At 74.5% G+C, this 24,784-nt stretch carries 21 protein-coding genes; 7 read left to right on the top strand and 14 right to left on the bottom strand.

All coding sequences use genetic code 11. The features are described 5' to 3' along the window. Positions 1–35: 35 nt before the first annotated feature. Positions 36–1,640 (bottom strand): PDR/VanB family oxidoreductase, encoded by a 1,605-nt coding sequence (locus ACF1AG_RS30855; protein ID WP_359602546.1) that lies wholly within the window; start codon positions 1,638–1,640, stop codon positions 36–38. Positions 1,641–2,015: 375 nt separating this feature from the next. Here ACF1AG_RS30855 and ACF1AG_RS30850 point away from each other — a divergent pair, with 375 nt between their 5' ends. Next, complete coding sequence (locus ACF1AG_RS30850) at positions 2,016–2,639, top strand: sigma-70 family RNA polymerase sigma factor (RefSeq protein ID WP_359602544.1); 624 nt, start codon at positions 2,016–2,018, stop codon at positions 2,637–2,639. A 69-nt stretch (positions 2,640–2,708) separates the two neighbouring features. Here ACF1AG_RS30850 and ACF1AG_RS30845 read toward each other — a convergent pair whose 3' ends face one another. The 3 genes from ACF1AG_RS30845 to ACF1AG_RS30835 all read right to left on the bottom strand — a co-directional run bounded on the left by ACF1AG_RS30845 (position 2,709) and on the right by ACF1AG_RS30835 (position 6,236). After that, positions 2,709–4,262: an MFS transporter gene (locus ACF1AG_RS30845; protein ID WP_359602542.1), complete on the bottom strand. Its 1,554-nt coding sequence runs from the start codon at positions 4,260–4,262 to the stop codon at positions 2,709–2,711. 14 nt (positions 4,263–4,276) lie between these two features. Next, a complete protein-coding gene (locus ACF1AG_RS30840; RefSeq protein WP_359602541.1) occupies positions 4,277–4,765 on the bottom strand; it encodes a DUF4188 domain-containing protein in 489 nt (162 codons plus the stop codon). Between the two features lie 73 nt (positions 4,766–4,838). Continuing rightward, positions 4,839–6,236 (bottom strand): aldehyde dehydrogenase family protein, encoded by a 1,398-nt coding sequence (locus ACF1AG_RS30835; RefSeq protein WP_387798382.1) that lies wholly within the window; start codon positions 6,234–6,236, stop codon positions 4,839–4,841. Between the two features lie 132 nt (positions 6,237–6,368). Between ACF1AG_RS30835 and ACF1AG_RS30830 the strand changes: the two genes are divergently transcribed. The 3 genes from ACF1AG_RS30830 (at position 6,369) to ACF1AG_RS30820 (ending at position 9,594) form a co-directional block, all read left to right on the top strand. Further along, the gene (locus tag ACF1AG_RS30830; RefSeq protein WP_359602537.1) at positions 6,369–6,905 is read left to right on the top strand and encodes a PadR family transcriptional regulator; all 537 of its coding nucleotides are present in this window, start codon (positions 6,369–6,371) and stop codon (positions 6,903–6,905) included. Between the two features lie 87 nt (positions 6,906–6,992). Then, complete coding sequence (locus ACF1AG_RS30825) at positions 6,993–8,141, top strand: cytochrome P450 (RefSeq protein ID WP_359602535.1); 1,149 nt, start codon at positions 6,993–6,995, stop codon at positions 8,139–8,141. 223 nt (positions 8,142–8,364) lie between these two features. Continuing rightward, the gene (locus ACF1AG_RS30820; RefSeq protein ID WP_359602533.1) at positions 8,365–9,594 is read left to right on the top strand and encodes an MFS transporter; all 1,230 of its coding nucleotides are present in this window, start codon (positions 8,365–8,367) and stop codon (positions 9,592–9,594) included. Here ACF1AG_RS30820 and ACF1AG_RS30815 read toward each other — a convergent pair. The 10 genes from ACF1AG_RS30815 to ACF1AG_RS30770 form a co-directional block, all read right to left on the bottom strand. After that, positions 9,527–10,264 (bottom strand): N-(5'-phosphoribosyl)anthranilate isomerase, encoded by a 738-nt coding sequence (locus ACF1AG_RS30815; protein ID WP_391810745.1) that lies wholly within the window; start codon positions 10,262–10,264, stop codon positions 9,527–9,529. The two genes, ACF1AG_RS30820 and ACF1AG_RS30815, sit on opposite strands and share 68 nt — an antisense overlap. After that, positions 10,261–10,944: a transglutaminase family protein gene (locus tag ACF1AG_RS30810; RefSeq protein WP_391810744.1), complete on the bottom strand. Its 684-nt coding sequence runs from the start codon at positions 10,942–10,944 to the stop codon at positions 10,261–10,263. Before ACF1AG_RS30810 ends, ACF1AG_RS30815 begins: the two co-directional genes overlap by 4 nt. Before the next feature lie 44 nt (positions 10,945–10,988). Further along, on the bottom strand, positions 10,989–12,125 hold the full coding sequence (locus ACF1AG_RS30805) for an acyl-CoA dehydrogenase family protein (protein WP_359602527.1): 1,137 nt from the start codon (positions 12,123–12,125) through the stop codon (positions 10,989–10,991). Position 12,126: 1 nt separating this feature from the next. Beyond that, positions 12,127–13,044 (bottom strand): tryptophan synthase subunit alpha, encoded by a 918-nt coding sequence (trpA, locus tag ACF1AG_RS30800; RefSeq protein ID WP_391810743.1) that lies wholly within the window; start codon positions 13,042–13,044, stop codon positions 12,127–12,129. A 61-nt stretch (positions 13,045–13,105) separates the two neighbouring features. Continuing rightward, complete coding sequence (locus ACF1AG_RS30795; protein WP_359602524.1) at positions 13,106–14,557, bottom strand: AMP-binding protein; 1,452 nt, start codon at positions 14,555–14,557, stop codon at positions 13,106–13,108. A gap of 190 nt (positions 14,558–14,747) precedes the next feature. Beyond that, positions 14,748–15,794, bottom strand: a complete 1,047-nt coding sequence (locus ACF1AG_RS30790; protein ID WP_359602522.1) for an alpha/beta hydrolase — start codon at positions 15,792–15,794, stop codon at positions 14,748–14,750. 36 nt (positions 15,795–15,830) lie between these two features. After that, a complete protein-coding gene (locus tag ACF1AG_RS30785) occupies positions 15,831–16,658 on the bottom strand; it encodes an ABC transporter permease (RefSeq protein WP_359602521.1) in 828 nt (275 codons plus the stop codon). Then, positions 16,655–17,668: an ATP-binding cassette domain-containing protein gene (locus tag ACF1AG_RS30780; protein WP_359602519.1), complete on the bottom strand. Its 1,014-nt coding sequence runs from the start codon at positions 17,666–17,668 to the stop codon at positions 16,655–16,657. Before ACF1AG_RS30780 ends, ACF1AG_RS30785 begins: the two co-directional genes overlap by 4 nt. 46 nt (positions 17,669–17,714) lie before the next feature. Then, positions 17,715–18,752 (bottom strand): alpha-ketoacid dehydrogenase subunit beta, encoded by a 1,038-nt coding sequence (locus ACF1AG_RS30775; RefSeq protein WP_387798397.1) that lies wholly within the window; start codon positions 18,750–18,752, stop codon positions 17,715–17,717. Between the two features lie 29 nt (positions 18,753–18,781). Further along, positions 18,782–19,789 (bottom strand): thiamine pyrophosphate-dependent dehydrogenase E1 component subunit alpha, encoded by a 1,008-nt coding sequence (locus ACF1AG_RS30770; RefSeq protein ID WP_391810742.1) that lies wholly within the window; start codon positions 19,787–19,789, stop codon positions 18,782–18,784. A 261-nt stretch (positions 19,790–20,050) separates the two neighbouring features. Here ACF1AG_RS30770 and ACF1AG_RS30765 point away from each other — a divergent pair, with 261 nt between their 5' ends. From ACF1AG_RS30765 to ACF1AG_RS30755, 3 genes are all read left to right on the top strand, one after another. Continuing rightward, the gene (locus ACF1AG_RS30765) at positions 20,051–21,208 is read left to right on the top strand and encodes a cytochrome P450 (RefSeq protein ID WP_391810741.1); all 1,158 of its coding nucleotides are present in this window, start codon (positions 20,051–20,053) and stop codon (positions 21,206–21,208) included. A 414-nt stretch (positions 21,209–21,622) separates the two neighbouring features. Continuing rightward, positions 21,623–22,753, top strand: coding sequence for a hypothetical protein (locus tag ACF1AG_RS30760; RefSeq protein WP_391810740.1), 1,131 nt, complete (start codon positions 21,623–21,625; stop codon positions 22,751–22,753). After that, positions 22,750–24,771, top strand: coding sequence for a hypothetical protein (locus ACF1AG_RS30755; protein WP_391810739.1), 2,022 nt, complete (start codon positions 22,750–22,752; stop codon positions 24,769–24,771). Before ACF1AG_RS30760 ends, ACF1AG_RS30755 begins: the two co-directional genes overlap by 4 nt. Positions 24,772–24,784 lie beyond the last annotated feature (13 nt).

Below are 24,784 nucleotides of genomic sequence, written 5' to 3'. Positions count from 1 at the left end.
GGGCGACGGGGCGCGCCCGCGGACCGCCGCCCGGTTCACAGGTCGACCACCAGGCGTGCGCCGCGGGCCCGGGACACGCACGGGTAGACGATGTCGGTGCGGCCGCGCTCCGCGGCGGGGAGCACGTCGTCGCGGTGGTCGGGGTTCCCCGCGAGGACGCGCAGTTCGCAGGAGCCGCACAGACCGTCCTCGCAGGAGGCGGCGAGCTGCGGGGCGCACTCGCGCAAGGCTTCCAGGGCGGACCGGCCGGCGGGCACGTGGACGACCTCTCCGGTGCTGCTCAGCTCGATCTCGAAGGGCCGGTCGGCCTCGGGCGAGGCCGGCCGGGCGCTCGGGGTGAACCGTTCCAGGTGCAGGGTGCCCTGCGGGCAGGCGCGGTCCATGAGGTCCTCCACGGCGCGCATCATGCCGTCCGGGCCGCAGCAGTGGACCGCGGTGCCGGCCGGGGAGGCGGCGAGCAGGGCCGCGAGGTCGGGGCGTTCCGACTCGTCGCGGGCGTGGACGAGCACCCGGTCGGGCCCGTACCGCTCCAGCTCCGTCAGGAACGCCATGCCGGCCCTGCGGCGGCCGACGTAGACCAGCCGCCAGTCGGCGCCGCGCCGTTCGGCCTCCTCGATCATCGGCAGGAAGGGGACCACGCCGATGCCGCCGGCGACGAACAGGTGCCGCTCCGCGTCGGCCAGCGGGAAGTGGTTGCGCGGTCCGCGCACGGCGATGCGGTCGCCGGCGGTGAGCCGGTGCACCTCCAGCGATCCGCCGCGGCCCTCGGGCTCCTTCAGCACCGCCACCCGGTAGCAGGAGCGGTCGTCCGGGTCGCCGTGGAGGGAGTACTGCCGGATCCGTCCGGAGGGCAGCACCAGGTCGATGTGCGCGCCGGCCGTCCACGGGGCGACCGGCCCGCCCGGCACGGGTTCGAGCCGCAGGCCGACGACGTCGTCGGCGAGGCGGTCGACGGCCGCCACGGTCACCGGCGTGTCCGCGGGGGCGCCGGCCGTGGACGCCCTGCGCCGGGCGCCGGCCTCCGCGTGGCGCCGGCCGCGCGGGGTGCGGCCCCACGGCTTGTACACCGACAGCAGGGAGAGGAACACCAGCAGGGCGAACACCGGGGGGACCGTCCAGGCCAGCACGGCCGCCTCGGTCCCGGGCCGGTAGGTGTCGCCGCGGGTCTCCCCGGCGCGCTCCGCCGCGGTCAGCACCAGGGGGTGGGTGTAGACCCAGGCGAACACCGCGACGGACAGGGCGAGCACCCATTTGACCAGCACCCACCAGTGGCGCAGCAGCCCCCAGGGGGTGCCGCAGCCCAGCAGGACGCCGGTGACGCCGCTGACGAGGCTGACGAGGGACACCGTCGTCTCGTCGAAGACGTACATCGCGTAGTACGCGCCTTCGGCGACGCCGGGGTCGGAGGTGAGGTAGCCGATCAGGGCGAGGGTGGCCATCGACATCGACAGGCCCATCCAGCCGACCGACGACGTGATGTGCAGTGCGAGCGTCAGCTTCCGCCCCCGCGCGCCGAGGCGGAACTCCCCTCGCCGTCCGCGCCGTTTCCGCTTCCCGCCGTCCGGCTCCTCCTGGGGCCGGGGTTGCTCCTGACGCTGTGGCGGCCGGGGCGCCGGCCGGTCCAGTGCGGAGGTGGACACGATGACCTCACGTTCCCTTCGTGTCGGTGGGGGGGTCGACGGGGCCGAGGGTCACAGGTGCCGCTGGAGTCCGGACGGAAACCGGCCGACCGGTTCCGATTCCTTTTCCGGAACGGCCTGTCGAACGAAGCGCGCAATGGCCGGCTGACAATCCGCTGACAGTTGTCCCGGAAGCTGACGGTCTTCTGTCAGTTCTGTTTTGTGCAGGGGAAAACCGCAGGCAGTCGAGTTGCGCACTGTGGAAATACGAGCCGCCGGAAAGCCTTCGTCGCTTTTCGGACAGGTCGCTTCTTTGCCGGGTGTGTGGCGTGAACCCTAATGTCGCCGCCCTGGCTCAGGAACACGCACGACCCTTCCGGAAAGGAATGGCGGCCTGTGGTGGTACGTCCTGTCGACCGAAGAAACAAGCCCGACCGTGAGAGGCGGCGCCCCGAACGCGGGCCCGCCGTCGGGCTGGAGCAGCTGATCCAGCAGTGCCGGGCGGGTGACGTCAGGGCGTGGGAGAGGCTGATCCGGCTCTACAGTCCGGCCGTGTGGACCGTGGTGCGTTCGCACGGTCTCGGCCACGCCGACTGCGAGGACGCCTATCAGCTGACCTGGCAGCGGCTGGTGGAGCACATACACACGCTGAAGCAGCCGGGGCGGATAGCGGCCTGGCTGGTCACGGTGGCCAAGCGGGAGGCGCTCGCCCGGGCCCGGCAGTCCCGGCGGGTGGTGAGCGTCCCGGAACCCGCCGACCTGGTGCGGGCCGCGGATCCCGAGCATGCGATGCCCGCGCCGGAGGAGCGTGTGCTCGCCCGCGCGGACGGGGAGCGGCTTCAGGCGGTGCTGGAGGATCTGCCCGAGCAGCAGAGGGAGTTGCTGGGGCTGCTCTTCGCCGAGCCGCCCCTCAGCTACGACCACATCTCGCAGACCCTGGGCATCGCCCGCGGGTCCATAGGTCCCACCCGGCGCCGCATCCTCGCCAAGCTGCACGGCGAGCTCGTCGGGCAGGAGTGAGCGCGGTGCGGGGCCGCCGGACGCCGTGGTGGCGTTCCGGCGGCCCCGTGCCGCGTCCCCTCCTGCCGGTCAGGCCGTGGCCGGCCGGCGCAGCAGGAACAGCGCGGCCAGGGCGGCGGCCGCGAAGGACACCGCCGAGATGACGAGCATTCCCGCGTGGATGCCGTCGGTGAAGGCCCGGCCCAGGGCGGCGTGCACCTCCCCGGGTGCGGGACCGGCGCCGTCGGAGCCGCTGCCGGCCCGCTCCAGCACGGCGGCCGCGACCCCGGACGGCACCCGGGCGGCGTCCAGTTCGGCGGGCAGCGTGTCCAGGAAGCGCAGGGACAGCACCGCGCCGAGTGCCGCGGTGGCCAGCACCGAGCCGACCTGCCGGAAGGCGGTCACCGCCGACGACGCGGCGGGCGCGGCGGGCGGCGGTACGACGGCCAGGGCGGCGGTGGTGGAGGGCGCCACCACCAGACCGGAGCCGAGCCCGGCCAGCACCAGGCCCGCCGCGGTGACGCCGTACGGGCTGTCGGGCCGCTGCAGCAGCAGGACCAGGCCGGCGACGCCGGTGAGCGCGCAGCCGGCCACCAGGAGCCGGGCGGCCCCGAGCCGGCCGGCGAGGCGGGAGGCCAGGGCGGTGGAGAGCACGAACGCGGCCATGGCGGCGAGCAGCCGTACTCCGGTGTCCAGGGCGTCGGCGCCCTGGACCCGCTGGAGGAACTGCACCTCGAGGAAGATCACGCCGACGAACGCGAACAGTCCGGCGGCGGCCACCACGAGCGCCACGGTGTAGGGCGCCGAGCGCATCATCCGCACGTTGAGCATCGGTACCGGCACCCGGGCCTCGACGACGGCCAGGGCGGTGAGCGCGGCCACGGCGGCCAGCAGCGCGGCGACGACGCGGGGGTCGCCGTATCCGACCCGGCCGCCGACGGCGACGCCGGTCACCAGACAGCCCAGGCCCACCACGGCGAGGGCCTGGCCGGGCCAGTCCAGCGGGCGGCCCGGCACCTTGCTCTCGGGGACGGCGTACAGCGTGACGGCCGCGGTCGCCACGGCGAGGACCGCGTTGACGAGGTAGACCGCGTGCCAGCCGGACGCCTCCAGCAGGGCGCCGCCGATGAGCGGTCCGAGGGCCAGCCCGAAGCCGGAGACCGACACCCACACCGAGATCTTGCGTCCGCGTTCCCGCGGGTCGGTGAACGACGTGGTGATCAGGGCGAGCGAGGTGGGCAGGACCAGGGCCCCGCCGACGCCGCTGAGCGCCCGGCCGGCCAGGACCTGCGCGTAGCCGTCGCTCATGGCCACGACCAGGGATCCGGCGGCGAGCGCGGCGACGCCCAGGAGGAACACGCGGCGTCTGCCGTAGCGTTCGCCGAAGGCTCCGCCGGAGAGGACCCCGGCCGCCACCACCAGGGTGTAGGTGCTGGAGACCCAGCTGAGGTCGGCCGGTGCCACGCCGAGGTCGACCTGCATGGCGCGCAGGGTCGAGATGGCCGCGGTGACCTCGATGAAGGACATGAACAGGCCCAGGCAGCTGGCGAGGAGCAGCAGCCGGGGGCGCGCGGGCGGCGGTGCGGCGCCGGGCGGGGCGCCCCCCGGGGCGGTGTCCGCCGGGGGGCTGGGGGTGGTGGTCATACGGCTTCCTCCTCTCAGGCGGCGGCCCGGCCCTGCGGGGGGCGGGTCGCCACGACCGGGCCGTCGCCGCCCCGGTGGACGTGTTCGGTCGCCTTGGCCATGCCGAACAGCGGCATGTTCCGGTAGATGACGTGCATCCGGTCGGGATGGGTCACGTAGGCCTCGTGCCAGACGCCCACGTCGCCGCTGTTGCCGACGCTGCGGTTGAAGTTCCGCCAGCCCGGCACGTGTTCGGCCTGGGCGTTGCGGGCGTAGGCCATCAGGTCGTCGAGGCTGCGCCAGTACTGCAGGACCACGGTGGTGCGGCCGAACCACACGTGGTAGCCGAGGAAGCCGTGCTCCTGGCGCCGGCTGACCTCCTTGAGCATGGGCACCATGGCGCGGAACGCGGGCAGCCAGCGGTGGATCTTCCACCAGGCGTTGACGCGCATCCCGATCAGGAAGACGACCGTTCCCTCGGGCGGCGCGGCGGCGTAACGGCCGGGGTGGACCTTCTTCCCCATGTCGGACGCTCCTTCGGATCGTGGGGGTGGTGGGTGGGCCGGCGGCGCGGTGGGGGCCGGCGGGGCGCCGCCCTCAGAAGGGGTAGCGGCGCGGCGGGGTGCTCTCGGTGGTCAGCCGCCACTGGGTGAAGGCCTCCACGGCGGCGGGCCCGCCGAAGCGGCCGCCGTTGCCCGAGCTGCCGACGCCGCCGAACGGCAGCTGCGGCTCGGACACCACCGTCTGGTCGCCCACGTGGACCATCCCGGCGCGCAGCCGGGCGGCCACGGCGCGGGCCGCCTCGGGCGCGCCCGCGTACACGGCCGCCGCGAGCCCGTGCCCGGTGGCGTCGGCCAGGGCGACGGCCTCGTCGTCGTCCTCGAAGACGGTGACGGGGGCGACCGGTCCGAAGATCTCCTCGTCGAAGGCGCGCATGCCGGGGCGGACGCGGTCCAGGACCGTGGGCCGGTGCACCCGTCCTTCCGTGGTGCCGCCGCACACCAGGCGGGCTCCGGCGGCGACGGTGTCGGCGACGATCGCGCGCACCTTGGCCAGCTGGCGCTCGTCGATCAGCGGTCCGATCCGGGTGGCCGGGTCGGCCGGGTCGCCCGCGGTGAGGGCCTCGGCCTTCTGCGCGAGCGCGGCGGTGTACCGCTCGGCGACCGAGCGGTGGACGAGGTGGCGGCCGACGGCGATGCACAGCTGGCCGGAGTGGACGAAGGAACCGAAGGCGCCGGCGGAGGCCGCGGCGTCCACGTCGGCGTCGGCGAGGACGACGAAGGCGTTGTTGCCGCCGAGTTCCAGGGAGACCTTCTTCAGCAGTCCGCCCGCGGTGCGGGCGACGGACCGTCCGGCCTCGGTGGAGCCGGTGAAGGAGACCATCGCCACCTCCGGCGCCTCGACGACGGCCGTGCCGGTCGCGGCTCCGCCGGGCAGGACGTGCAGCAGGCCGTCGGGCAGGCCGGCCCGCCGGAACAGCCACGCCACGAACCGTCCGCCCACGACGGGGGTGTGCGGGTCCGGCTTGAGCAGCACGGCGTTGCCGAGCGCGAGGGCGGGGGCCACCGAACGCAGGGCCAGCATCAGCGGCATGTTCCAGGGCGTGATGACGCCCACGACGCCGAGAGGCACCCGTTCGGCGCGGGCGGTGCGGCCCTCGACGGTGCTGTCCAGGGCGGCCGGCGCCGCGGCCTGCCCGGCGAGCCCGGCCGCGAAGGCCAGCTCGCCCATGGCGGCGCCCAGTTCCATCTCGGCCTTCGGGCGTACGGCCCCGGACTCCCGGACGAAGAGGTCCGTCAGGTCCGGCGGGGGCGCGGCGAGCAGTGCGAGGGCCCGTCGCAGCACCGCGGCCCGTTCCCCGGGGGCACGGGCGGCCCATCCGGGCTGGGCGGCCGCCGCCTCGGCCGCGGCGGCCCGCACCTCGGCCTCGGTCGTCTCCGGCGCCTCGGTCCCCGCGCCCGGGAGGAACGACCCGGAAGGGGCACTCGTGATCATCGGCACTCTCCCCTCAGCACTGTCACAACTGACATGTCAACGTTGACATGATCGAGGGAACAGTGTCAATATTTACATGTCAAGGGTGTCACTCAGGGGTGACGCAAAAACGATGGATGGGGTGACGGCGCCATGTCGCTGCGGATGGCTCTTCTCGGTCTGCTGGTCACCAAGGGCCCGACCAACGGTTACGCGCTGACCAGGACGTTCGCCGACTCCCTGAGTCACGTCTGGTCGGCCCAGCACAGCCAGGTGTACCCGGAGCTTGCGCGGCTGGCCGAGGCCGGACTGGTCACGGTCGAGGACGAGGGCCCGCGCGGGCAGAAGCGCTACACCGTCACGGACGCCGGGCGGGACGCGCTGCGTCACTGGCTCACCGAGGTCGAGCCGAACCGCACCGTGCGCAACGAGAACGCGCTGCGCGCCTTCCTGCTGCCCACCCTGGACCGCGAGGACGCCGCCCGGCTGGTGCACAAGGAAGCCGAGTACTACCAGCGGCGCACCGAGGAGATCACCCGGCAGCGGGACATGCTGCGCGACCCGCAGAGCACCGGCTTCGGGGTCTACGCCGCCGAGCTGGGCGTGCGCATCTCCTCCGCCATCGCCGACTGGGCCGAGTGGGCCGAAGCCCGGCTGGAGGCCGAGCGGGCCCGCGGGAACGGCGGGTAGAACTTCTCGGCCCGGAATGTATCCAGGGCTCCCCCCGCCCCCTCTGTTTCTGCGACAACGGCGACGCACGAGGGAGTGTGGGAGCACGTGACGGACACCCGGATCCTGCGTCTGCTCGAGCCGAGCGCGCTGGTCGACCCGCACCCCCTCTACCGGGAATGGCGGCAACAGGGCCCCGTCGTCTGGGACTCGGGAATCGAGGCCTGGCTCGTCACGGGGTACGAGGAGGCGTTCACCACCCTGCGCGACGCCGAGACCTTCTGCCAGGACTGGCGGCGGGTAGGCGTGGACACCCCGCCCGCCCTGCTGAGCCTGCAGACCCTGGACCCGCCGGAGCACACCCGGATACGGAAGCTGATGCTCGACGGCTTCAAGGCGGCCGGTCCGGGCCGGCTGACCGAGGCGGTCGGCACCGTGCTCGACGAACAACTGGCGTCGGCGGAGAAGGAGGACGACGGCTTCGACTTCGTACGGCTGGTCGCCGAGCCCGTCGCCCTGCGCGCCGTCACCACGCTCCTGGGCGTGCCGCAGCCGGACCGGGACTGGTTCGTGCCGCTGTCCAACACGATCGTGGACGGCATGGACGCAAGCCTGCGCCCCGAGTGCTACGAACCCGGGGTCGCGGCGCGCGCCGAGCTGTCACAGCTGGTGAGCCGCTGGGCCGGGGAACCCCTGCCGGACGGGTTCGCCCGGCACGTCCTGGCTGAGGCGCCGGACGCCGGCGTGGACCACGAGGTCGTGCTCAACTCGCTGCGGGTGGTACTGCAGGCCGGGTTCCAGACGGCCAGCCGGTTCCTCGCCGCCGGACTGCTGACCCTGCTGCGCATCCCCCCGGGCGAACGCGTCGTGGTGGACACCGACAAGGCCGTCCACGAACTGGTCCGTCACTCCGGTCCCGTGCACGTGGAGAGCCGCGCCTGCGTCCGCGACACCGTGCTGGGCGGGCAGCGCATCCGGCGGGGCCAGATCGTCTCCTGCTTCCTCGGCGCCGCCAACCGGGACGCCTCCGTCTTCCCCGAGCCCGACAGACTCGTCTGGGACCGCACCCCCAACCGCCACCTGGGCTTCGGCCGGGGCCCGCACGCCTGCCTCGGCGCCCAGGTGGCCGTGGAGGTCGCCCGCCACGTCTTCGGCACCGTCGGCCGCCGGTTCCCCCGGGCGCGGCTGCTGGCCGAACCGGTGCCCCGGCCCAACGTGACCGAACACGGGATGCACTCCCTCCGAGTTTCGTTCTGACGGACCGCGGCACGCGCACGCGCCGCCGGAACGAGCCCCCTGTCCCCGAACCCCCAAGGAGGTGACAGCGATGCGTCACGCCCACTGAATCCCCCGCGACGCGGGACGAGTCCCCCACATGTGGGACTGAGCCGAGCACGCGGTCCGCCGGGTACGGGAGCCCCCGCCCGGCGGGCCCGTGGCGTCGGCACGACCGGTACGCGCACGAGCGAGGAGAGCACCTGTGGGACGGACCGGAGCACAGCCGGCGCCGGCCCCCGCGGCTGCGGCGCCCGGCTACCGGGCGGTGCTGCGGGCCCCGGGCATGCGGGCCGTGTTCGCCGCCCACGCCGTCTCGATGGCCGGGAAGCTGGCCGCCGAGGTGGCCCTGTCGATCCTCGTCTACCAGCGCACCGGCTCCCCGCTGCTGTCGTCGCTCGTGCTGGTCTGCGCCTTCGCGCCGCACGCCGTCGGCGGCACCGCCCTGTCCGCACTCGCCGACCGCTTCCCACCCCGCCGCGTCCTGGCCGGCTGCGACCTGCTCGCCGCCGCCTGCGTCGCCGCCATGCTGCTGCCCGGTCTGCCCGTGGCCGCGCTGCTGCTCCTGCTGCTGGGCACCGGGTTCGTCGCGCCCGTCACGCAGGGGGCCCGCGCCGCGAGCCTGACCCAGCTCCTGGACGACGACCTGTTCCCGGTCGGCCGGTCGCTGCTGCGGACCATCAGCCAGACCGCCGTCGTCGCCGGATTCGCCCTGGGCAGCGTCCTGGTCGCCGCGGTCGGCCCGTACTGGATGCTCGCCGCCGACGCCGCGGGCCTGCTGGTGTCCGCCGCCCTGGTCGGCCTGTGCACACCCGCGACGCCCGCCCTCGCCCCGCACGGCCGCCGCTCCCCCGCCGGCGTCCTCGCGGACTCCGCCGACGGCCTGCGGCGCCTGTTCGCCGACCGCGGGGTCCGCCGGCTCGTCCTGCTGACCTGGGCCGTGCCCGGGTTCTCCGCGGTGGGCGACGGCCTGGCCGTCGCCTACACCGCCCAGGCCGGCGCCCCCGCCACCGCCGCGGGCGCCCTCTTCACCGGATACGCGGCCGGCACCGTGCTCGGCGAGATGACGGTGGCCCGGCTCGCACCGGCACGCCGGCGGCGGCTGGTCGTCCCGCTGCTGGTGTGCTCCCAGGCCCCGCTGGCCGCGTTCCTCCTGGGACCGCCCGTACCGGCCGCGGTGGCGCTGCTCGCCCTCTCCGGGGCCGGCTTCGCCTGCAACCAGGGAATCGACCCGCTGATCCTGGCGGCGACCGAACCGGCCTACCGCGGACGCCTGTTCACCGTGCAGACCAGCGGGATGATGACGGCGCAGGGCGCGGCGATCGCACTGGCCGGCGCGGCCGGCACGGTGGCCGCGCCCGGCCTGGTCATCGGGGTGTCGGGGGTGGTGGGCACGTGTGTGGTGCTCGGGCTGTTCCTGCGGGGGCGGGACTGAGAGCCGCCGCGGTCCACGCCTCGCGCACGGCACGGGCCCGGGCCCCGTCGAGCCGTCCGGAGGGGCCGCGGACGGCGGAGTCGACGTCCACGCCGAGGAAGCGGGGATGGGCGGTGAGGGACGCGTAGGCCGGGGCGTTCTCCGCGTCCAGCCCGCCGGCCAGGAGGAAGGGCCGGGTGAGCCGGTCCGCCAGGGCGGTGGCGGCCACGGCGTCGAGGGGCCGCCCGGTGGAGCCCAGGGCGCCGTCCGCGGTGGCGCTGTCCAGCAGGAACACGTCGGCGCCGGTGCGTTCGTAGGCGCTCAGCAGACCCGACTCCAGGCAGCCGCCGCCGCGCAGGTGCAGCACCTTGACGACGGTCAGGTCCGGCGGTCCGTGCCGTTTGAGGGCGCGGACCAGCGCCGGGGGCTGGTGGCCGTGCAGCTGGATCCAGCGGATCCCGGTGGCCGCGAGGACCGCGGTCAGCTCGTCGCGGTCCGCGCTGAAGGTGACCAGCACCGGGGCCGGACCGCTGTCGCGTGCCGCGGCGGCCAGGCCGGCGAGCCGGTCCCGCGGCAGCTCCGCCCGGCCGCCGGGCACGCCGTGCCACAGGCCGACCAGGTCGGCGCGGGCCCCGGCCAGTTCACGCACCTCCTGCCGGGTGACGGCCCCGCAGAACTTCACCAGCGTCACGCGGCGCTCCCGTCCCGTGCCTCGCCGGCCAGGGAGCCGGCGGCGAGACGGGTGCCGTCCCCGCGGAAGAGGCCGGGGTGCGCGGCGCGCAGGTCGGCGAGGACGAACTCGTAGGGCAGGTCGTCGAACTCCCCGTGATGGCGGAGGAATTCCATCTGGCGGCGGCCCTCGGCGTCGTAGGGGTGGTGGACGCTGTCGGCGGTCCCGTCGAAGTCGAGGGGCGCCATGCGGTACAGCCGGCACAGGGTGCGGTTGAACACCGGGGTGGCCTTCACCCAGCGGCCGTTCAGGAACACCGACGTCAGGCAGTGCTGGTGGAACACGTCGCCGCCGAGCAGCCGGATCAGGCGCGGCGAGGCCAGGTGGTTGCGCACGTCGGTGAGGACCAGCCGGGCGGGCACGCCGACGGAGCGCAGCGCCGCCGCGTAGACGACGGACTTGTGCAGGCACATGCCGGAGCCGGCGCGCAGCACGCTGCTGGCCTTCAGGCCCTCGCGGCTGAGGTCGGCGCCGTAGACCTCGTAGCGGATGCCGTCGCGCACGACGTGGTAGAGCGCCACGGCGCGCTCCGTCGGGGTCGCGTCCGGGGCGGCGTCCGCGAGGGCGGTGCGGACGAACGCGGTCACCTCCGGGGAGGTGTGGTCGAGGAACTCGGTGGCGCGCAGGGCGGCTTCGGTCATCGGGTGTCCTTCGGGTCCTCGGGGGCCTCGGGGCGCGTGCCCGCTCACAGGCCGAGCATGGTGGCGATGCGGTTGCGCTGGATCTCGGAGCTGCCCGAGTAGATGGTCCCGGCCACCGAGTCGCGCAGCTGTCGTTCGATGCCGTATTCGGTCATGTAGCCGTTGCCGCCGAAGATCTGGACCGCGGAGAGCGCGGAGGCGACGTTGGCCTCGCTGGTGACCAGCTTCGCGATCGCCACGTCCTCGGTGACGTTCTCGCCGGCCACGAGTTTCTCCGCGGTGCCGTACAGCCAGCGGCGGGCGGTCTCCACGCCGATCCGCATGTCGACGATGCGGTGGGAGACGGCCTGGAAGGAGCCGATGGTACGGCCGAACTGGCTGCGCGTGCGGGCGTGTTCGACGCAGCGCGCCAGACGGTGGCTCATCTCGCCGGCGGTGACGGCGAAGGAGCACAGGATCTCCCACTTCATCACGTGGTCCAGGACCAGGAAGCCGCCGCCGACGCGGCCGAGGACCCGGTCGGCGGGGACCCGGCAGCCGTCGAGGAACAGCTCGCCCAGCGGCGAGGACCGCAGGCCCATCTTGGACACCGGGCGGCCGACGCCGAGGCCGGGGGTGTCCCGGTCGACGAGGAACGCGGTGATGCCCAGCGGACCGCCGCGCGGATCGGTCCTGGCGTACACCACGAACACGTCGGCGACGGGTCCGTTGCTGACGAACGCCTTGCCCCCGGTGAGGACGAAGGAGTCGCCGTCGCGTTCGGCGCGGGTGCGCATCGCCAGGGCGTCCGAGCCGCTGTCGGGTTCGCTGATGGCGTGGGCGCCGATCAGTTCCCCGGAGCAGACGCCGGGCAGGTAGCGCTCCTTGAGCGCGGCGGAGCCGTACCGCTGCAGCGGTACGCCGGTGCTGACCATGCTGGTGCACACCGAGAAGCTGAGTCCCGCGTCGCGGCACCCCTCCCCCAGTCCTTCGAGGACGTGCATGGTGGTGGGCAGGGACCGTCCGAGGCCGCCGAAGCGTTCCTCGAAGGGCAGGCCGAGGATGCCGGTGCGCCGGACCAGTTCCCAGGCGGCCCGGGAGAAGACGGCGTCGGCGTCGCGTTCGGCGTGGCCGTCGTTCAGCTTGTCCAGCCACGGCCGCAGGCCCTGGCGCAGTGCTTCGTCGTCGTCGCTGAAACGCATGTCACACCGTCCCGGTCCCGGCGGTCGCCGGCTCGGAGGTGGGGGCGGTCACGGCGGAGGATCCTTCCGTCGGGGCCGGGGTGGCCGGACGCAGGCCGCCGGCGAACACGGCGAGCCGTGCCACCGGGTCGTCACCCGCGTCGAGGGCCTGCTCGACCTGGGCGACGGCCGCGCTGCCGACGACGACGGCGTCGGCCCCGAGCCGTCCCAGCCGCTCGACGTTCGCGGCGGTGCGCACGCCGAAACCGACGGCGACGGGCACCCGCGCGGCCGGGCGCAGTGCGGCGAGGGTCCGGGTCAGCGCGTCCTGGTCGGGGGGTGCGGCGGTGCCGCTGCGGCCGTAGTGCGCGACCAGGTAGAGGTAGGCGGAGGCGTCGGCGGCGGCGCGGGCGACGGCATCGGGTTTGGAGACGGCGTAGCAGGTGGCCACGACCGGCAGGCCGGCCCGGGCGGCGGCGTCCAGGTAGGGCTCGCGCAGCCGCGGCGGCAGACCGTGCAGCAGCAGGCCGTCGCAGCCGGCGTCGGCGGCCCGGGCGGTGAAGGCGGTGAGCCCGGGGCTCTTGACGGTGTGTGCGAAGTCGGCGAGCAGCGCGATGCGCAGCCGGCGCAGGCGCGGTCGCACGGCCGCGACCGCGTCGAGGACGGCGGCGGCGGTGACGCCGGCGTCCAGGGCGCGGCGGGCCGAGCGGCGCACGACCGGTCCGTCGGTGACCGAGTCCGGGAAGGGCACGGCGAGTTCGAGGCACTCCACGCCGCTGTCGTCGAGCGCGGCGGCCACGTCGGGCAGCCGGTCCAGGGGCGGGTCGCCGGCGTTGAGGAAGAGGGCGAGGCCCGGCCGTGCGTCGTCGCGCCGGGGGAAGAAGCCCGGCGTCGGGGGCGCGGCGGCGGCAGGGACCGCCGAGGGCTCGGCGTGGGGCATGAGGGCTCCTTCTGGCGGACGGTGGGCGGTCGGGGGGCTGACACCGGCTCGGTGCCGGCCGTCACCCCGGCAGGAGCGTGCGGGCGACCCGTTCGCGGTCGACCTTGCCCGTGCTGGTCCTGGGCAGGGGGCGCCCGGTGACGCGCACCGTGGTGGGGATCGCGGCGCGGGGCAGTCCGCGCGCCAGATGGCCGCGCAGCGCCAGGCCGTCGAGGCCGTCGGCGCCGCGGACCACGGCGTGCAGCAGCTTCCCGGCCAGCGGGTCGGGCAGGGCCAGCACGGCCGCCTCGCGCACCAGGGGGTGGGTGAGCAGGACCGCCTCGACCTCCTGCGGGTTGACGCGTACGCCGCGCACCTTGACCTGGAAGTCGGTGCGGCCCCGGAGGGTGCAGGTGCCGTCGGCGGCGCGGTGCACCAGGTCGCCGCTGCGGAAGTAGCGCCGGCCGGGCAGACCCAGCGGGTGGGGGGCGAAGGCCGTGCCGGCGGACGCGCCGAGGTAGCCCTCGCTCTGGAACGGGGTGGAGACGTACAGCTCGCCGCGGCCCTCGCCGTCGACGACGGAGCCGTCCTCGGCGACGATCAGGGCGTGCACCCCGGGAAGCGGCCGGCCGATGGGCAGCGGGCCGGGGCCGGCGTCCCGGTCCGGGTCGATCTCGTGCAGGAAGCTGTCGTTGGTCTCGGTGCAGCCGTAGACGTTGTGCAGGCGGGCGGCGGGCAGCAGCGGGGGCAGTGCGGCCAGCACGGGCGGGGGAAGGGCGTCGCCGGTGGTGAGGGCGTGCCGTACGGCGGGCAGCGCGCGTCCGGCGGCGGCGTCCGCGAGCAGCCGGTAGAACAGGGGCACCGCCTGGACGACTTCGACCCGGTGCCGGTGGAGCAGGTCGAAGAGATGGGCGCCGCGCGTCGCGCGGCCGGGGTCGGCGAGCACCACCCTGCCGCCGCGGGCGAGCGTGGTCCACACGTCCAGCAGGCACAGGTCGAAGTTGAGGGGCGCGTGGTTGAGGACCGGGGTGTCCTCGGCGATGCCGAAGGCGTCCGCCGCCCAGCCGGTGAAGCGGTCGACCGCCGCCGCGGGCAGCGGAACCGCCTTGGGCACGCCGGTGGAGCCGGACGTCGTCAGGATGAAGGCGGCGTCGTCCCGGCGGTCGTCCGGGGCGGGGGCGTAGGGCTCCGCGACGGCGGTGTCGTCCTCCCGCGCGGTCAGCAGCACGGGGACGCCGGCCGCTTCGGTGAGCCGGGCGCGGACGTCCTGGCCGAGGGTGGGCGAGGGCAGCAGCACCGGCCGGCGTTCCAGCAGGCAGGCGAGGACCAGGGCGACGGTGGCGGGCGACTTGACGGCGAGGACGCCGAGGGGTTCGCCGGGGGCGAGGCCGAGGTCCGCGACGCGCCCGCGCTGGGCGGTGGCGCGGGCGAGGAGCGTGCCGTAGGTGACCTCCTCGCAGTCCCCGGTCAGTGCCACGGCGTCCGGCCGGCGCCGGGCCTGTGCCAGGAAGCCGTCCACCAGCGTGGCGTTCATGCGCTGCTCCCCTGCCGTCGTCGTCGCCGGGTCACGCCTCGTCCTGCCCGGTGCGGGAGGCGTCGTCCGCCTCGATGCTCGGGCCGGCCCCTGGAGCGGCGTTCGAGTCGCGGTGCAGGGCCCGGAAGGGGCGGTGCCGTGGACACAGGGGGGATGTGTCCACGGCACCTGGGAGGGGGGTCGTGGTGGTCTAGCCGGCGCCGTCCACGCGGCGCTCGACCCATTCCTGGGCGCGGTCGTACCAGTGGGAGGTGGTGCGGTGCAGGTTGAGCACATGCCCGGTGCGGGGCACGGAGATGGCCTCCAGCCGGGCCTTCGGCCCGTACAGCGGGGCCGCGGAGGCCCGCAGCGCCGCGGAGCTGGAGCAGTCGCTGCCCGACCCGCCGCAGATGAGCCGGTCGTTCTGGCCGACGACGACCAGCACGGGGACGGTGATGCGCCGGTTGAGCGCGACGTCCCCGTAGCCGGGGTCGGCCGGGTACACGTCCGGTTCGGGATGCAGTTCGTCGTGCAGCACCACGCGGGGGTCGGCCGTGGTGTGGTCGTAGAACCAGGCGGCCTTCCCGCCCGGCGCGAGTGCCGCATAGCCGTCGTCCAGCCCGCGCCGGGCGAGCAGCGGATGCCCGGAGGCGGTCCGGTAGAGCGCGCCCATCTTCTCGAAGGCGCCCTCGTCGGGCGGCGCCCCCTCACCGGTCAGGATCAGTCCCTGGACCGCGCCGGGGTTCCGGACGGCCACCATCCGGGCCACGGTGGCGCCGAAGGAGTTGCCGGTCAGGACCACTTTGTGGTGGCCGCGTTCGCGCAGCACCCGGGTCAGGTGCAGCACGACCTTCTCGTGGGTGTCGTCGGTGAAGCGGGAGCTGTGCGGGGCCGAGCTGTGGCCGGTGCCCAGCCGGTCGACGGCCAGGGCGGCGTGGCCGGCGCGGGCGGCGGCCTCGGCGTAGGAGGGGTTGCGGGCGTCTCCCCGGATCGTCCAGTACGTGTGGTCGTAGGTTCCGCCGTGCAGCAGGAGCTGGGCGGTTCTGGCGCGCCGGCCGAGCGGTTCGCACAGGGTGCCCGCGATGCGCTGCGTCCCGTGGGCGTCCGGGCCGAGGGGGATCTGGGCGGAGAAGGGCGCGCAGCGGACGGGGGCGTGGGCGCGGGGGCCGCCTTCCGCCGCCGCTGCGGGGGTGGTGGTCAGCACGAGCGCGGCCGCTGAGGCCGCGGTGGTCAGCCTGGCTCGAAGGCGCAGAGGCATGGTGTCGTCTCCGCAGGTGGGGGGTGGGAGGAGGGGTCAGCCGGTCAGGGTGCGGAACCGGCGTACGGACAGCGGGAAGAAGACGGCGAAGATGACGGCCGGCCACACCACGGCCATGAGGGTGGCGTGCTGCGCGATCCAGGAGTCGCCGCCCCAGCCGGGGTTGCCGAACAGTTCCCTGCTCGCGGCGACGGTCGAGGACAGCGGGTTCCACTCGGCGATGGTCCCCAGCCAGCCCGGCATCGTGGACGGGGCGACGAAGGCGCTGGTGAGGAAGCCGACCGGGAACTCCAGGGTCTGCACCAGGGTGATGCCCTCCGGTCCCTTCATCAGCAGGCCGAAGTAGATGCCCATCCAGGTCAGCGCGAACCGCAGCAGCAGGAGCAGGCCGACGGCGAACACGGTGTCGGCGACGCTGCCGTGGGCCTCCCAGCCGACGGCGAGACCGACGGCGAAGAGCACGGCCAGGGCGAGGACCGAGTTGAGCATGTCGGTGACGCACCGGCCGACCAGCACGGCGGAGGGCGCCATCGGCATGGAGCGGAAGCGGGAGGTGACGCCGCGGTTCTTGTCGGCGGACACGGCGGTGACGGTCTCACCCATGCCGAACACCATGGTCATCACGAACATGCCCGGGATGAGGAACTCCCGGTAGTTGCCCCCTCCGGGCACCTGCATGGCGCCGCCGAAGAAGTAGCCGAACATCAGCACCATCATCACGGGGAACAGCAGTCCGCCGATCACCGTGCCGGGTTCGCGGGACCAGTGCGTCAGGCCGCGCAGGGTGACGGTCCAGCCGTCGGCCAGCGCCCAGCGCAGCCGCCCGAGGGGGCCGCGGGGCAGGTCGGGGATCGCGACGCTCATGCCGCTGCGCCCTCCGTCTTCTTCTCGTCGCTGGTGTGCGGTTCGGGGTGTTCCGCCGAGGCTCCCGCGGCGGAACCGGTCAGGTGCAGGAAGACCTCGTCGAGGGTGGGCCGGCGCAGCGCGATGTCCTCGGCCGCGATGCCGGCGGTGTCCAGGACGCGGACCACGTCGGCGAGGGCGGCGGCCCGGTCGCGCACCGGCACGGAGATCTGCCGGGTGTCCTCGTCGGTGACGACCTCCCCGGAGGCGACCGGGGCGAGCACCCCGCCGGCCGCCCTCAGGTCGCCGGCGCGGCGCACCACCACGTCCACGCGGTCGCCGCCGATACGGCGCTTGAGCTCGTCCGGGGACCCCTCGGCGATGACCCGGCCGGAGTCGATGACGGAGATCCGGTCGGCGAGCTGGTCGGCCTCCTCGAGGTACTGCGTGGTGAGCAGCACGGTGGTGCCGCCGTCGACGAGGGCGCGGACGGCGTCCCAGACCTCGTTGCGGCTGCGCGGGTCCAGGCCGGTGGTCGGCTCGTCCAGGAAGAGCACCGGCGGCGCCAGCACCATGCCGGCCGCGAGGTCCAGGCGGCGGCGCATGCCCCCGGAGTACGCCTTGACCGGCTTGCTGCCGGTGTCGGTGAGCCGGAACCGCTCCAGCAGTTCGTCCGCGCGGCGCCGGGCCGCGGCCGGGGACAGGTGGTAGAGCCTGCCGAACATGACCAGGTTCTGCCGCCCGCTGAGGACCTCGTCGACAGCGGCGTGCTGGCCGACCAGCCCGATCCGGTAGCGGACCTGGGCGGCCTGGCGGGCGACGTCGAAGCCGGCGACCTCGGCCCGGCCGCCGTCGGCGCGTAGCAGGGTGGACAGGATGCCCACGGTGGTGGTCTTGCCGGCGCCGTTGGGTCCGAGCAGGCCGCACACCGAGCCCTCGGGCACGACGAGGTCGAGTCCGTCGAGCACGGTGGCCTTCCCGTAGCGTTTGCGGAGCCCTTCGGCGACCACGGCCGACTTGCTCGATTCCACGTGTCTTCCTTTCGTCGTGGGACAACCGGCCGCCGGGCGGTCCGGTTCAGTAGGGCCCGATGAACCCGGCGTCCACGCCGGCCAGGGCGGGCACCGCGGAGCGGTCGCCGCCGACCAGCTCGAGACAGGCGTCGGCGATCTTCTGCGCGCCGGGGTGGAACGCCTCCTCCAGCGGCCAGGACACCGGCGCCGGGCAGTCCGGGGGCGTCACCCGGCGGACCGGGGCGCGCAGCGCATGAGGGACGTGCTCGGCGATGACGGCGGCGACCTCGGCGGAGAAGCCGTAGCGGGCCCAGCTGGTGTCGGCGATCACGACCCGGCCGGTGCGGGCGGCGGAGGAGCAGATGACGTCCTCGTCGAGCGGCCGGACGCTGCGCACGTCGACGACCTCCACGTCGACGCCCTGGCCGGCCAGCATCTCGGCGGCCCGCAGCGCCTCGTGGACCATGAGCGAGGCGGCCACCACGGTGACGTCGGTGCCGGGGCGCACGACACGGCCCTTGCCGAACGGCACCGTGTACGGCTCCTCGGGGACCTCGCCCTCGGTGGCGTACAGCGACCGGTTCTCCATCAGCACCACGGGCGTGTCGGCGCGCAGGGCGGAGATCAGCAGGCCCTTGGCGTCCGCGGGCGAGGCGGGCGCGGCCACGTACAGGCCGGGGAAGTGGCCGAACACGGAGTGCAGGCTCTGCGAGTGGGTGGCGCCCTGACCCCAGCCACGGCCGACGACACCGCGCATGACGACGGGCACCCCGCCCTGGTCGCCGTACATGTAACGCCACTTGGACCCCAGGTTGATCAGCGCGTCCATGGCCAGGAACATGAAGTCGGCGCGGGTGTGCACCACCAGCGGTCGCAGTCCCTGGTCGGCGGCGCCGATGCAGATCCCGGCCACGGCGTTCTCGCTGTTGGGGGTGTCGACGACCCGGGCGGCGCCGAAACGCTCGTAGGCCGCGCGGGTGGTGCCGTAGGAGCCCTTGGCGTCGTCGACGTTCTGTCCCACGACGACGACGGCAGGGTCCGCCTCCATGCACTGCACGGTGGCCTCGGCGATCGCCTGCCAGTACGTGAGCGTCCGTCCCATCGGGTGTTCTCCTGTCAGCTCTCGCGTGGTCAGCTCGCGTGGACGGGGCTGCCGTAGGCGCCGTCGGTGAGGCGGTCGACGGCGGGGAAGGGCGCGGCCTTGGCCGCGGCGACCGCGAGGCGCGTCTCGTCGCGGAACTCCTCGTCCCAGGCCGCGATCCGCTCCTCGACGTCGGGCGTGCCGGGGCGCAGGGCGTCCGCGGCCCGGCGCACCGGGCAGCGCTCCAGCCAGCTCTCGACCTCCTCGCGGGGGCGGTCGACGCCGGTGTCGTGGCCGGGTCCGACGTGCTCGCGCCAGCGGTAGGTGTCCAGCTCCAGGAAGGAGGGGCCCTGTCCGGCGCGGCAGGCCGCGACGGCCCGGCGGGCGGCGGCGTGCACCGCGGCGACGTCGTTGCCCTCGACGCGTTCGGCGGTGATGCCGAAGGCGCGGGCGCGGGCGGTGACGGAGCCGTCCGCCGGCTGGCGGGCGGCGATCGGCGAGGAGATCGAGTAGGCGTTGTTCTCGCAGACGTAGACGACCGGGGCGCGGTGCACGGCGGCGTAGTTCAGCGACTCGTGGAAGACGCCCTCCTCGGCGGCGCCGTCCCCGAAGAACGTCACGACGACCTGCCGGGAGCCCTGCCGGCGCAGCGCCCAGGCGGCGCCGGTCGCCACCGAGATCATCTCGCCGAGGATCGCGGCGGACCCGGCGAAGCCCGCGGCCCGGTCGGTCAGGTGCACGGAGCCGCCGCGTCCGCGGGCGCAGCCGGTCTCCTTGCCGTACAGCTCGGCGACCATCGCGGGCAGGTCGCCGCCCTTGGCGAGATAGGCGGCGTGGCTGCGGTGGCCGGTGTAGACGAGGTCGTCCGCGCGCAGCGCGGCGCACACCCCGACGGCGGCGGCCTCCTGCCCGACGGAGAAGTGCACGGGGGTGCGCATCTCCTGCTCGTCGCGGTACAGGTCGGCGAGTTCCTCCTCGACGCAGCGGATGCGCACCATGTCCCGGAGCAGGGCGGCCGGATCCGCCACCGCTTCCTCCGGTGTGTTCGAGGTCGGCACGGCCTTCGGTCACCTCCGCAGCTCGGGCAGCCGGTCAACGGCATGGGGCTTGTGGGGCCGATGGTCGCGGGGGCGGGTGGAGCGGCAGTGGAGCGGGGGCGGACCGGCGGGGTGCTCGGGCGGGGTGCGCGGGCGGGGTGCGCGGGCGGGGTGCGCGGGCGGGGGTGCCCCGGACGCACCCGCGGGCGGCTCGACCGGGGCTCCGCCGTCGCGGCCTAGCCTGCGCCTGCCACGCAGGCCACGAGCAGAGAGGTGCCGTCCATGGCGTTGGTCACGGCGGAGAGGGAGCTGGGGCGACGGCTTCAGCTCGTCCAGGGGATCCACTGGCTGTACGGGGCACAGGGCGACGCGTACGCGGCCCTGCTGCGGGGGTACGGAAGCGAACCCCACCCCGCCTATGAACGGGCCCGGGCCGCGGGCCCGTTGTGGCGCAGCAGGCTGGGCGTCCGGGTGTGCACCGGGTACGCGCCGGCCCGTCGGCTGCTCGCGGCGCGTACCGCCGAGGGGCCCGTGGCGCAGCCGCGGTCGGCGCTCGCCTGGGACGAGGGGCTGCCGGACGGAGGGGAACTGCCCGGCGCCGGCCGGGTGCGGGAGCCAGCCGCGCGGGCCGCCGAGCGGGCCCTGGCCGGACTGCGGGGCGAGGTGGACCTGGTGGCCTCCGTGGCCGCGCGGGTGCCGGTGGAGGTGCTCGCCGACGTGCACGGGCTGACCGGGACCGACCGCGTCCGGCTGGCCGAGGCCTGCGCGGGCGCGGCGGGCGCCCTGGACGCGGCCCTCGCGCCTCCCGCGTACGACGACGCCGTGCGGCTGCTCGACGCGGTCGGCGCGCTGAGGGACCTGCTCGGGGACGGGGCGGCACGGGCCGCGGTGGTGGGCGTGCGCGCGGCGCGGGAGCTGATCGCCGGTGCGCTGCACGCGCTGCTCCGCGATCCGGGGCCGGCCGGTGCGGCGGTGCGGCAGGACCCGGCCCTGCTGGTGACCGAGACGCTGCGGCACGATCCGCCGGTGAAGCTGCACACGTTCTCTCTCGCGGAGGACGTGGAGGCGGCCGGGGAGCGGGTCGCCGCCGGTGAGCAGGTGGCGGTGCTGGTGGCGGCCGCCAACCGCGACCCGGAGGCGTTCACCGCGCCCGACCGGTTCGTCCCGGACCGCTACGCGGCGGGCGGCGTGCCGGAGCCGCTGGTGCCCGCGCCGCATGGGGTGGCTGTGGGGTCCTTCGCGCGCGGGATGGCGGAGGCGGTGGTGGCGGCGGTGGCCGGGGTGGGGGGTCTGGCAGCGGCGGGAGGTCTGCCGACGGCGGCGGGTGACGTGCTGGCGGCGGCGGGCGGTGTGCCAGCCGCGGCGGGCGGGGCGGTGCGGCTGGGGCGCTCGCCGGTGACATGGGGGCTGGAGCGGATTCCGGCCCGGGTGGCGGGGTAGGGGCGCGCACGCGCCTACGGGGCCGGCCGGACGCGACGCCACCAAACCACCGCCCGACGATGCCACTATCGAAGAAGAACCAGCTCAGGACACGAAGTCTGACTGGAGTACTAGGCCCGGCTGGGCATCAGCTGGCGAAATGGTGCTGTCGCGCAGAAGCCGGCAGAGTCGGCGCGGGCGACACCGCTGCGCCGCGCCCGCGTACCGGGCGCGTCCGGTCGGGAGCGGTCAGAACTCGCTCTTCTACGGGATCACTTCGAGTATCGACGCTATGGTTCGGATGCGGCCGAGTACGCGAGGGGGGCGGCCATGCGTTTTCTGTTTGTCCACGGCACGGGTGTGCGGCGTGCACGGCACGACGTACTTTTCACGCGGATCCATGACGCTCTCACCGCCAGGTTCTCCGATGCGAACGTGGCGTCCTGCTACTGGGGCGACCGCTTCGGCGCGACCCTGAGCGCCGGGGGCCTCTCGGTGCCCGGCCTTCAGCAGACGCGCGGCGCCGCCGACAATCTCCTCGCCGTCGCTCCGCCGGACCGGGAGGCTGCCGAGTGGGCGCTGCTGCTGACCGATCCGCTCTGCGAGGTGAGAGTGCTGGCCGAGATGGGCTGGGAGGCGGGCGACGACTTCGCCATGCCGGGTGTCCGCTCCGCGGGCGTCGAGGTCCTGGAACTGCTGTCCGGACTGCCGCCCTGCCCCGAAGAGACCGACGAGCTCGGCCGACTGCTCCGCGACACCGGCCTGTACGGGGCCTATCCGCAGGCGCTTACGGACATCGCCCACGCACCGGAGATGACCCGTGCCGCGGGCCGGGCCGAGGACGACGCTTCTGCGAGGGAACTTGCCGTCGCCGCTGCCAGAGCCGTCGTCGCGGCGGCGCTGGCAGTGGCCGGAGCCGATGCCGACTGCACCGGCGACGAGCGTGACCGGCTGGTGGATCTGCTCACGGCGCGCCTGGGTGGCGACGCCCGCGGCGTCGCCGGCCGCGCGGGGGCCGTTCTCGGCAATCTCGCCCTGCGCATGACGACCCAGCCTGCCCTCAACCTGTGGCGCGGTCCCCTCACCACCAAGTCCACGCCGTTCATCGGCGACATCCTCCGCTACCAGGCCAGGGGCGCGGCGCTGCGGGACCTCCTCCACGAGCAGATCACGGCGGAGCCCGGACCTACGGTGGTGATCGGCCACAGCCTCGGTGGTATCGCGCTCGTGGATCTGCTCGCCCTCGCCGCGGCCCGGGGCGAGCCGGTCCCCGGCGTCGAACTGGTCGTGACCGTCGGCTCGCAGGCGCCGTTCCTGTACGAACTCGGCGCCCTGACCGCGCTAGCACCCGGTGAGCCGCTGCCGGCCGGCTTCCCTCGGTGGCTCAACATCTACGACCGGCAGGACCTCCTCGCCTTCATGGCGGAGCCGGTGTTCCCCGCGGACCCGAGGGTCACCGACCACGAAGTCAGCAGTCGCCAGCCGTTCCTGCCCTGCCACAGCGCCTATTGGAAACTAGGCGCCGTCTACGACCGGATCGCGCACGCCGTCGCGGAGATCGCGTGACAGCTCGCACGACGCTCCCGGCGGCTGTACGCCCCGAGCGGACCTTCGCCTTCGTGGCAGGGGTCGAGAAGTACGGGATCAGCGGCAAGTGGGATCTGCGCGGCGCGGCCCGCGACGCCCTGCGCTTCACCGGGTGGCTCACCGGGACCGCGCAGGTGCCGCACGAGAACATCCGGCTGCTGTTGTCGCCGCTTGAACCGGACGCGCTCGACTGGTCTGCCGCGCCCCGGTTGGCCGCCCTGAAGGACACGTACCGCCCAGCGACCGAGCAGAACGTCAAAACGGCGCTGGTGGACGACCTCCCGCAGTGCGACGGCGACTTGCTGTGGATCTTTTGGGCCGGACACGGGTACCTGCTGGGGCGGGACATGATCCTGCCCTGTGAGGACGCCAGCGCGGGACTGATCCGGCATCTCAATCTCGACTCGATGCTGCGCTGGTGGCGCACGGACACCGTCCGCAGGCCGCGCTTCACGTTCCAGGCCGCCCTGGTGGACGCCTGCCGTATCGACGCACCCCGCGACGACCGTTGGAACTTCGGCAGCACCGACTACGCGGGCGGGTTGACTCAGCCGTGGCGGCGCCAGTTCCGGCTCTACGCGGCCCGCGAGGGCGAAGCGGCGAAGAACGACAGGGAACGCGCTGCCGGGCAGTTCACCGAAGCCCTGCTTGCCGAACTGGAAAACCGGCCGCTGCCCGAGGGAACGAGTGAACTCGCGGAGATCGGCCGTGCCGTCCACCACCACTTCAAGGAGCTTCACGAGCGGGGTGAGGGCTGGCAGCTGCCCGAGTTCGTGGTGGACCGGGGCTGGGACGGCTGTTCCTTCCTCGACGTCCCCGGCGACACCGACGGCCCGGTGCCGAAGGCGGGCCGACTCGACCAGAGCGCCTGGGACGGACTCGGGGAGGCGTTCGGCGACCGGCCCCTGCCCCGCTGCACGTACGACGCCTACACCTGGGCGTTCAAGGCCGCCGGGTGCACGACACCGGTGCGCGCCGGCCTGCCCGCCGACACCCTGATAGAGGTGGCTCAGGATCTCGACGAACGGCAGGGCGGACGCCTGGACGTACCCCTCGTCGTGCCCTTCGTGCGGTTTCTCGCGCAGCGGTGCGGATCCGCGGACCGGGCGTGGTCGAGGCAGCTGCGGGAATGGGAGGAGCTCACGCGGAAGCGTCTGGGGGTGCCGGCGCTGCCGCCGCCCCCACCGCCGCCGCGCAGCACCGTGCTGCACGTGCGCCTCGATCCGGTTGCCGACGGGGACCGCCACCTCGTCCGGATGTGGCTGCGCCGCGACACGACCGAGGTCATCTGGGAGTCAGCGGGGCGGCCGCTCACCCTCGATGACGTCAGGGACGAACTGGTCCGGCAACTGGGCCGCGTTTCGGCCACGTTGGGCGCGAACGCTGCCGACGGCGAGTATCCAGTGGTGGAACGAGTGGAGTTCCATGTGCCGTTCGACCTGCTCGACATCCCCTTCGACCAGTGGCCGGTCCCGCGCGGCCGGACGGGCAGCCGCCTGCGTCCGCTCGGGGTGCTCCACGAGGTCGTCGTCCGCTGCCCCGACGAACGCCAGGACGCCCGAGCGCCCTGGCGGCGCAAGTGGACCTGGCTGCTCACCCATGGCGGGCGGCACCCCGCCGCCGTGCGCGTGGTGGACGACACCGAGGTGAACGACGACCTCGCCGTGGACCTGGGCGTGCGCGCCGACCCCGCGTGCGTGGTCGCCCACACCACCGGCACGGGCACGCAGGACGTCGTGGACGCCCTCCTCGAAGGGGGTGTGCCCGTGGCCGTGTGGCGGCGCGACGGACCCGCCCGCGACAGCGCGCAGGAGGTCGCCGCACTGCTGTCCCCGGACCGCGCACTGCCCGCGGATCTCGACGTGCTGGCACTGCCCGGCACCATCCGCGACCTACGGCGCGGCGCAGCGGCCGGCCGATCCTCCGACGGAGCGGACCAGTTGGTCCTGCTGTGGGACGATCCCGACTGCACGATGGACCACCGGTCCCTGGCCTGAGGAGCGACGGAGA

Source organism: Streptomyces sp. NPDC014764, assembly GCF_043082785.1.
Taxonomy (GTDB): domain Bacteria; phylum Actinomycetota; class Actinomycetes; order Streptomycetales; family Streptomycetaceae; genus Streptomyces; species Streptomyces althioticus.
The sequence above is the reverse complement of the archived record's forward strand: the minus strand, read 5'-3'. Positions and strand labels throughout refer to the sequence as shown.

What these genes read in the sequence shown, in the direction of transcription:
- ACF1AG_RS30845 (WP_359602542.1), bottom strand. Translation starts at nt 4,262, where the DNA reads ATGACCACCACCCCCAGCCCCCCGGCGGACACCGCCCCGGGGGGCGCC.
- ACF1AG_RS30840 (WP_359602541.1), bottom strand. Translation starts at nt 4,765, where the DNA reads ATGGGGAAGAAGGTCCACCCCGGCCGTTACGCCGCCGCGCCGCCCGAG.
- ACF1AG_RS30835 (WP_387798382.1), bottom strand. Translation starts at nt 6,236, where the DNA reads ATGATCACGAGTGCCCCTTCCGGGTCGTTCCTCCCGGGCGCGGGGACC.
- ACF1AG_RS30830 (WP_359602537.1), top strand. Translation starts at nt 6,369, where the DNA reads ATGTCGCTGCGGATGGCTCTTCTCGGTCTGCTGGTCACCAAGGGCCCG.
- ACF1AG_RS30810 (WP_391810744.1), bottom strand. Translation starts at nt 10,944, where the DNA reads ATGACCGAAGCCGCCCTGCGCGCCACCGAGTTCCTCGACCACACCTCC.
- ACF1AG_RS30805 (WP_359602527.1), bottom strand. Translation starts at nt 12,125, where the DNA reads ATGCGTTTCAGCGACGACGACGAAGCACTGCGCCAGGGCCTGCGGCCG.
- trpA (WP_391810743.1), bottom strand. Translation starts at nt 13,044, where the DNA reads ATGCCCCACGCCGAGCCCTCGGCGGTCCCTGCCGCCGCCGCGCCCCCG.
- ACF1AG_RS30795 (WP_359602524.1), bottom strand. Translation starts at nt 14,557, where the DNA reads ATGAACGCCACGCTGGTGGACGGCTTCCTGGCACAGGCCCGGCGCCGG.
- ACF1AG_RS30790 (WP_359602522.1), bottom strand. Translation starts at nt 15,794, where the DNA reads ATGCCTCTGCGCCTTCGAGCCAGGCTGACCACCGCGGCCTCAGCGGCC.
- ACF1AG_RS30785 (WP_359602521.1), bottom strand. Translation starts at nt 16,658, where the DNA reads ATGAGCGTCGCGATCCCCGACCTGCCCCGCGGCCCCCTCGGGCGGCTG.
- ACF1AG_RS30775 (WP_387798397.1), bottom strand. Translation starts at nt 18,752, where the DNA reads ATGGGACGGACGCTCACGTACTGGCAGGCGATCGCCGAGGCCACCGTG.
- ACF1AG_RS30765 (WP_391810741.1), top strand. Translation starts at nt 20,051, where the DNA reads ATGGCGTTGGTCACGGCGGAGAGGGAGCTGGGGCGACGGCTTCAGCTC.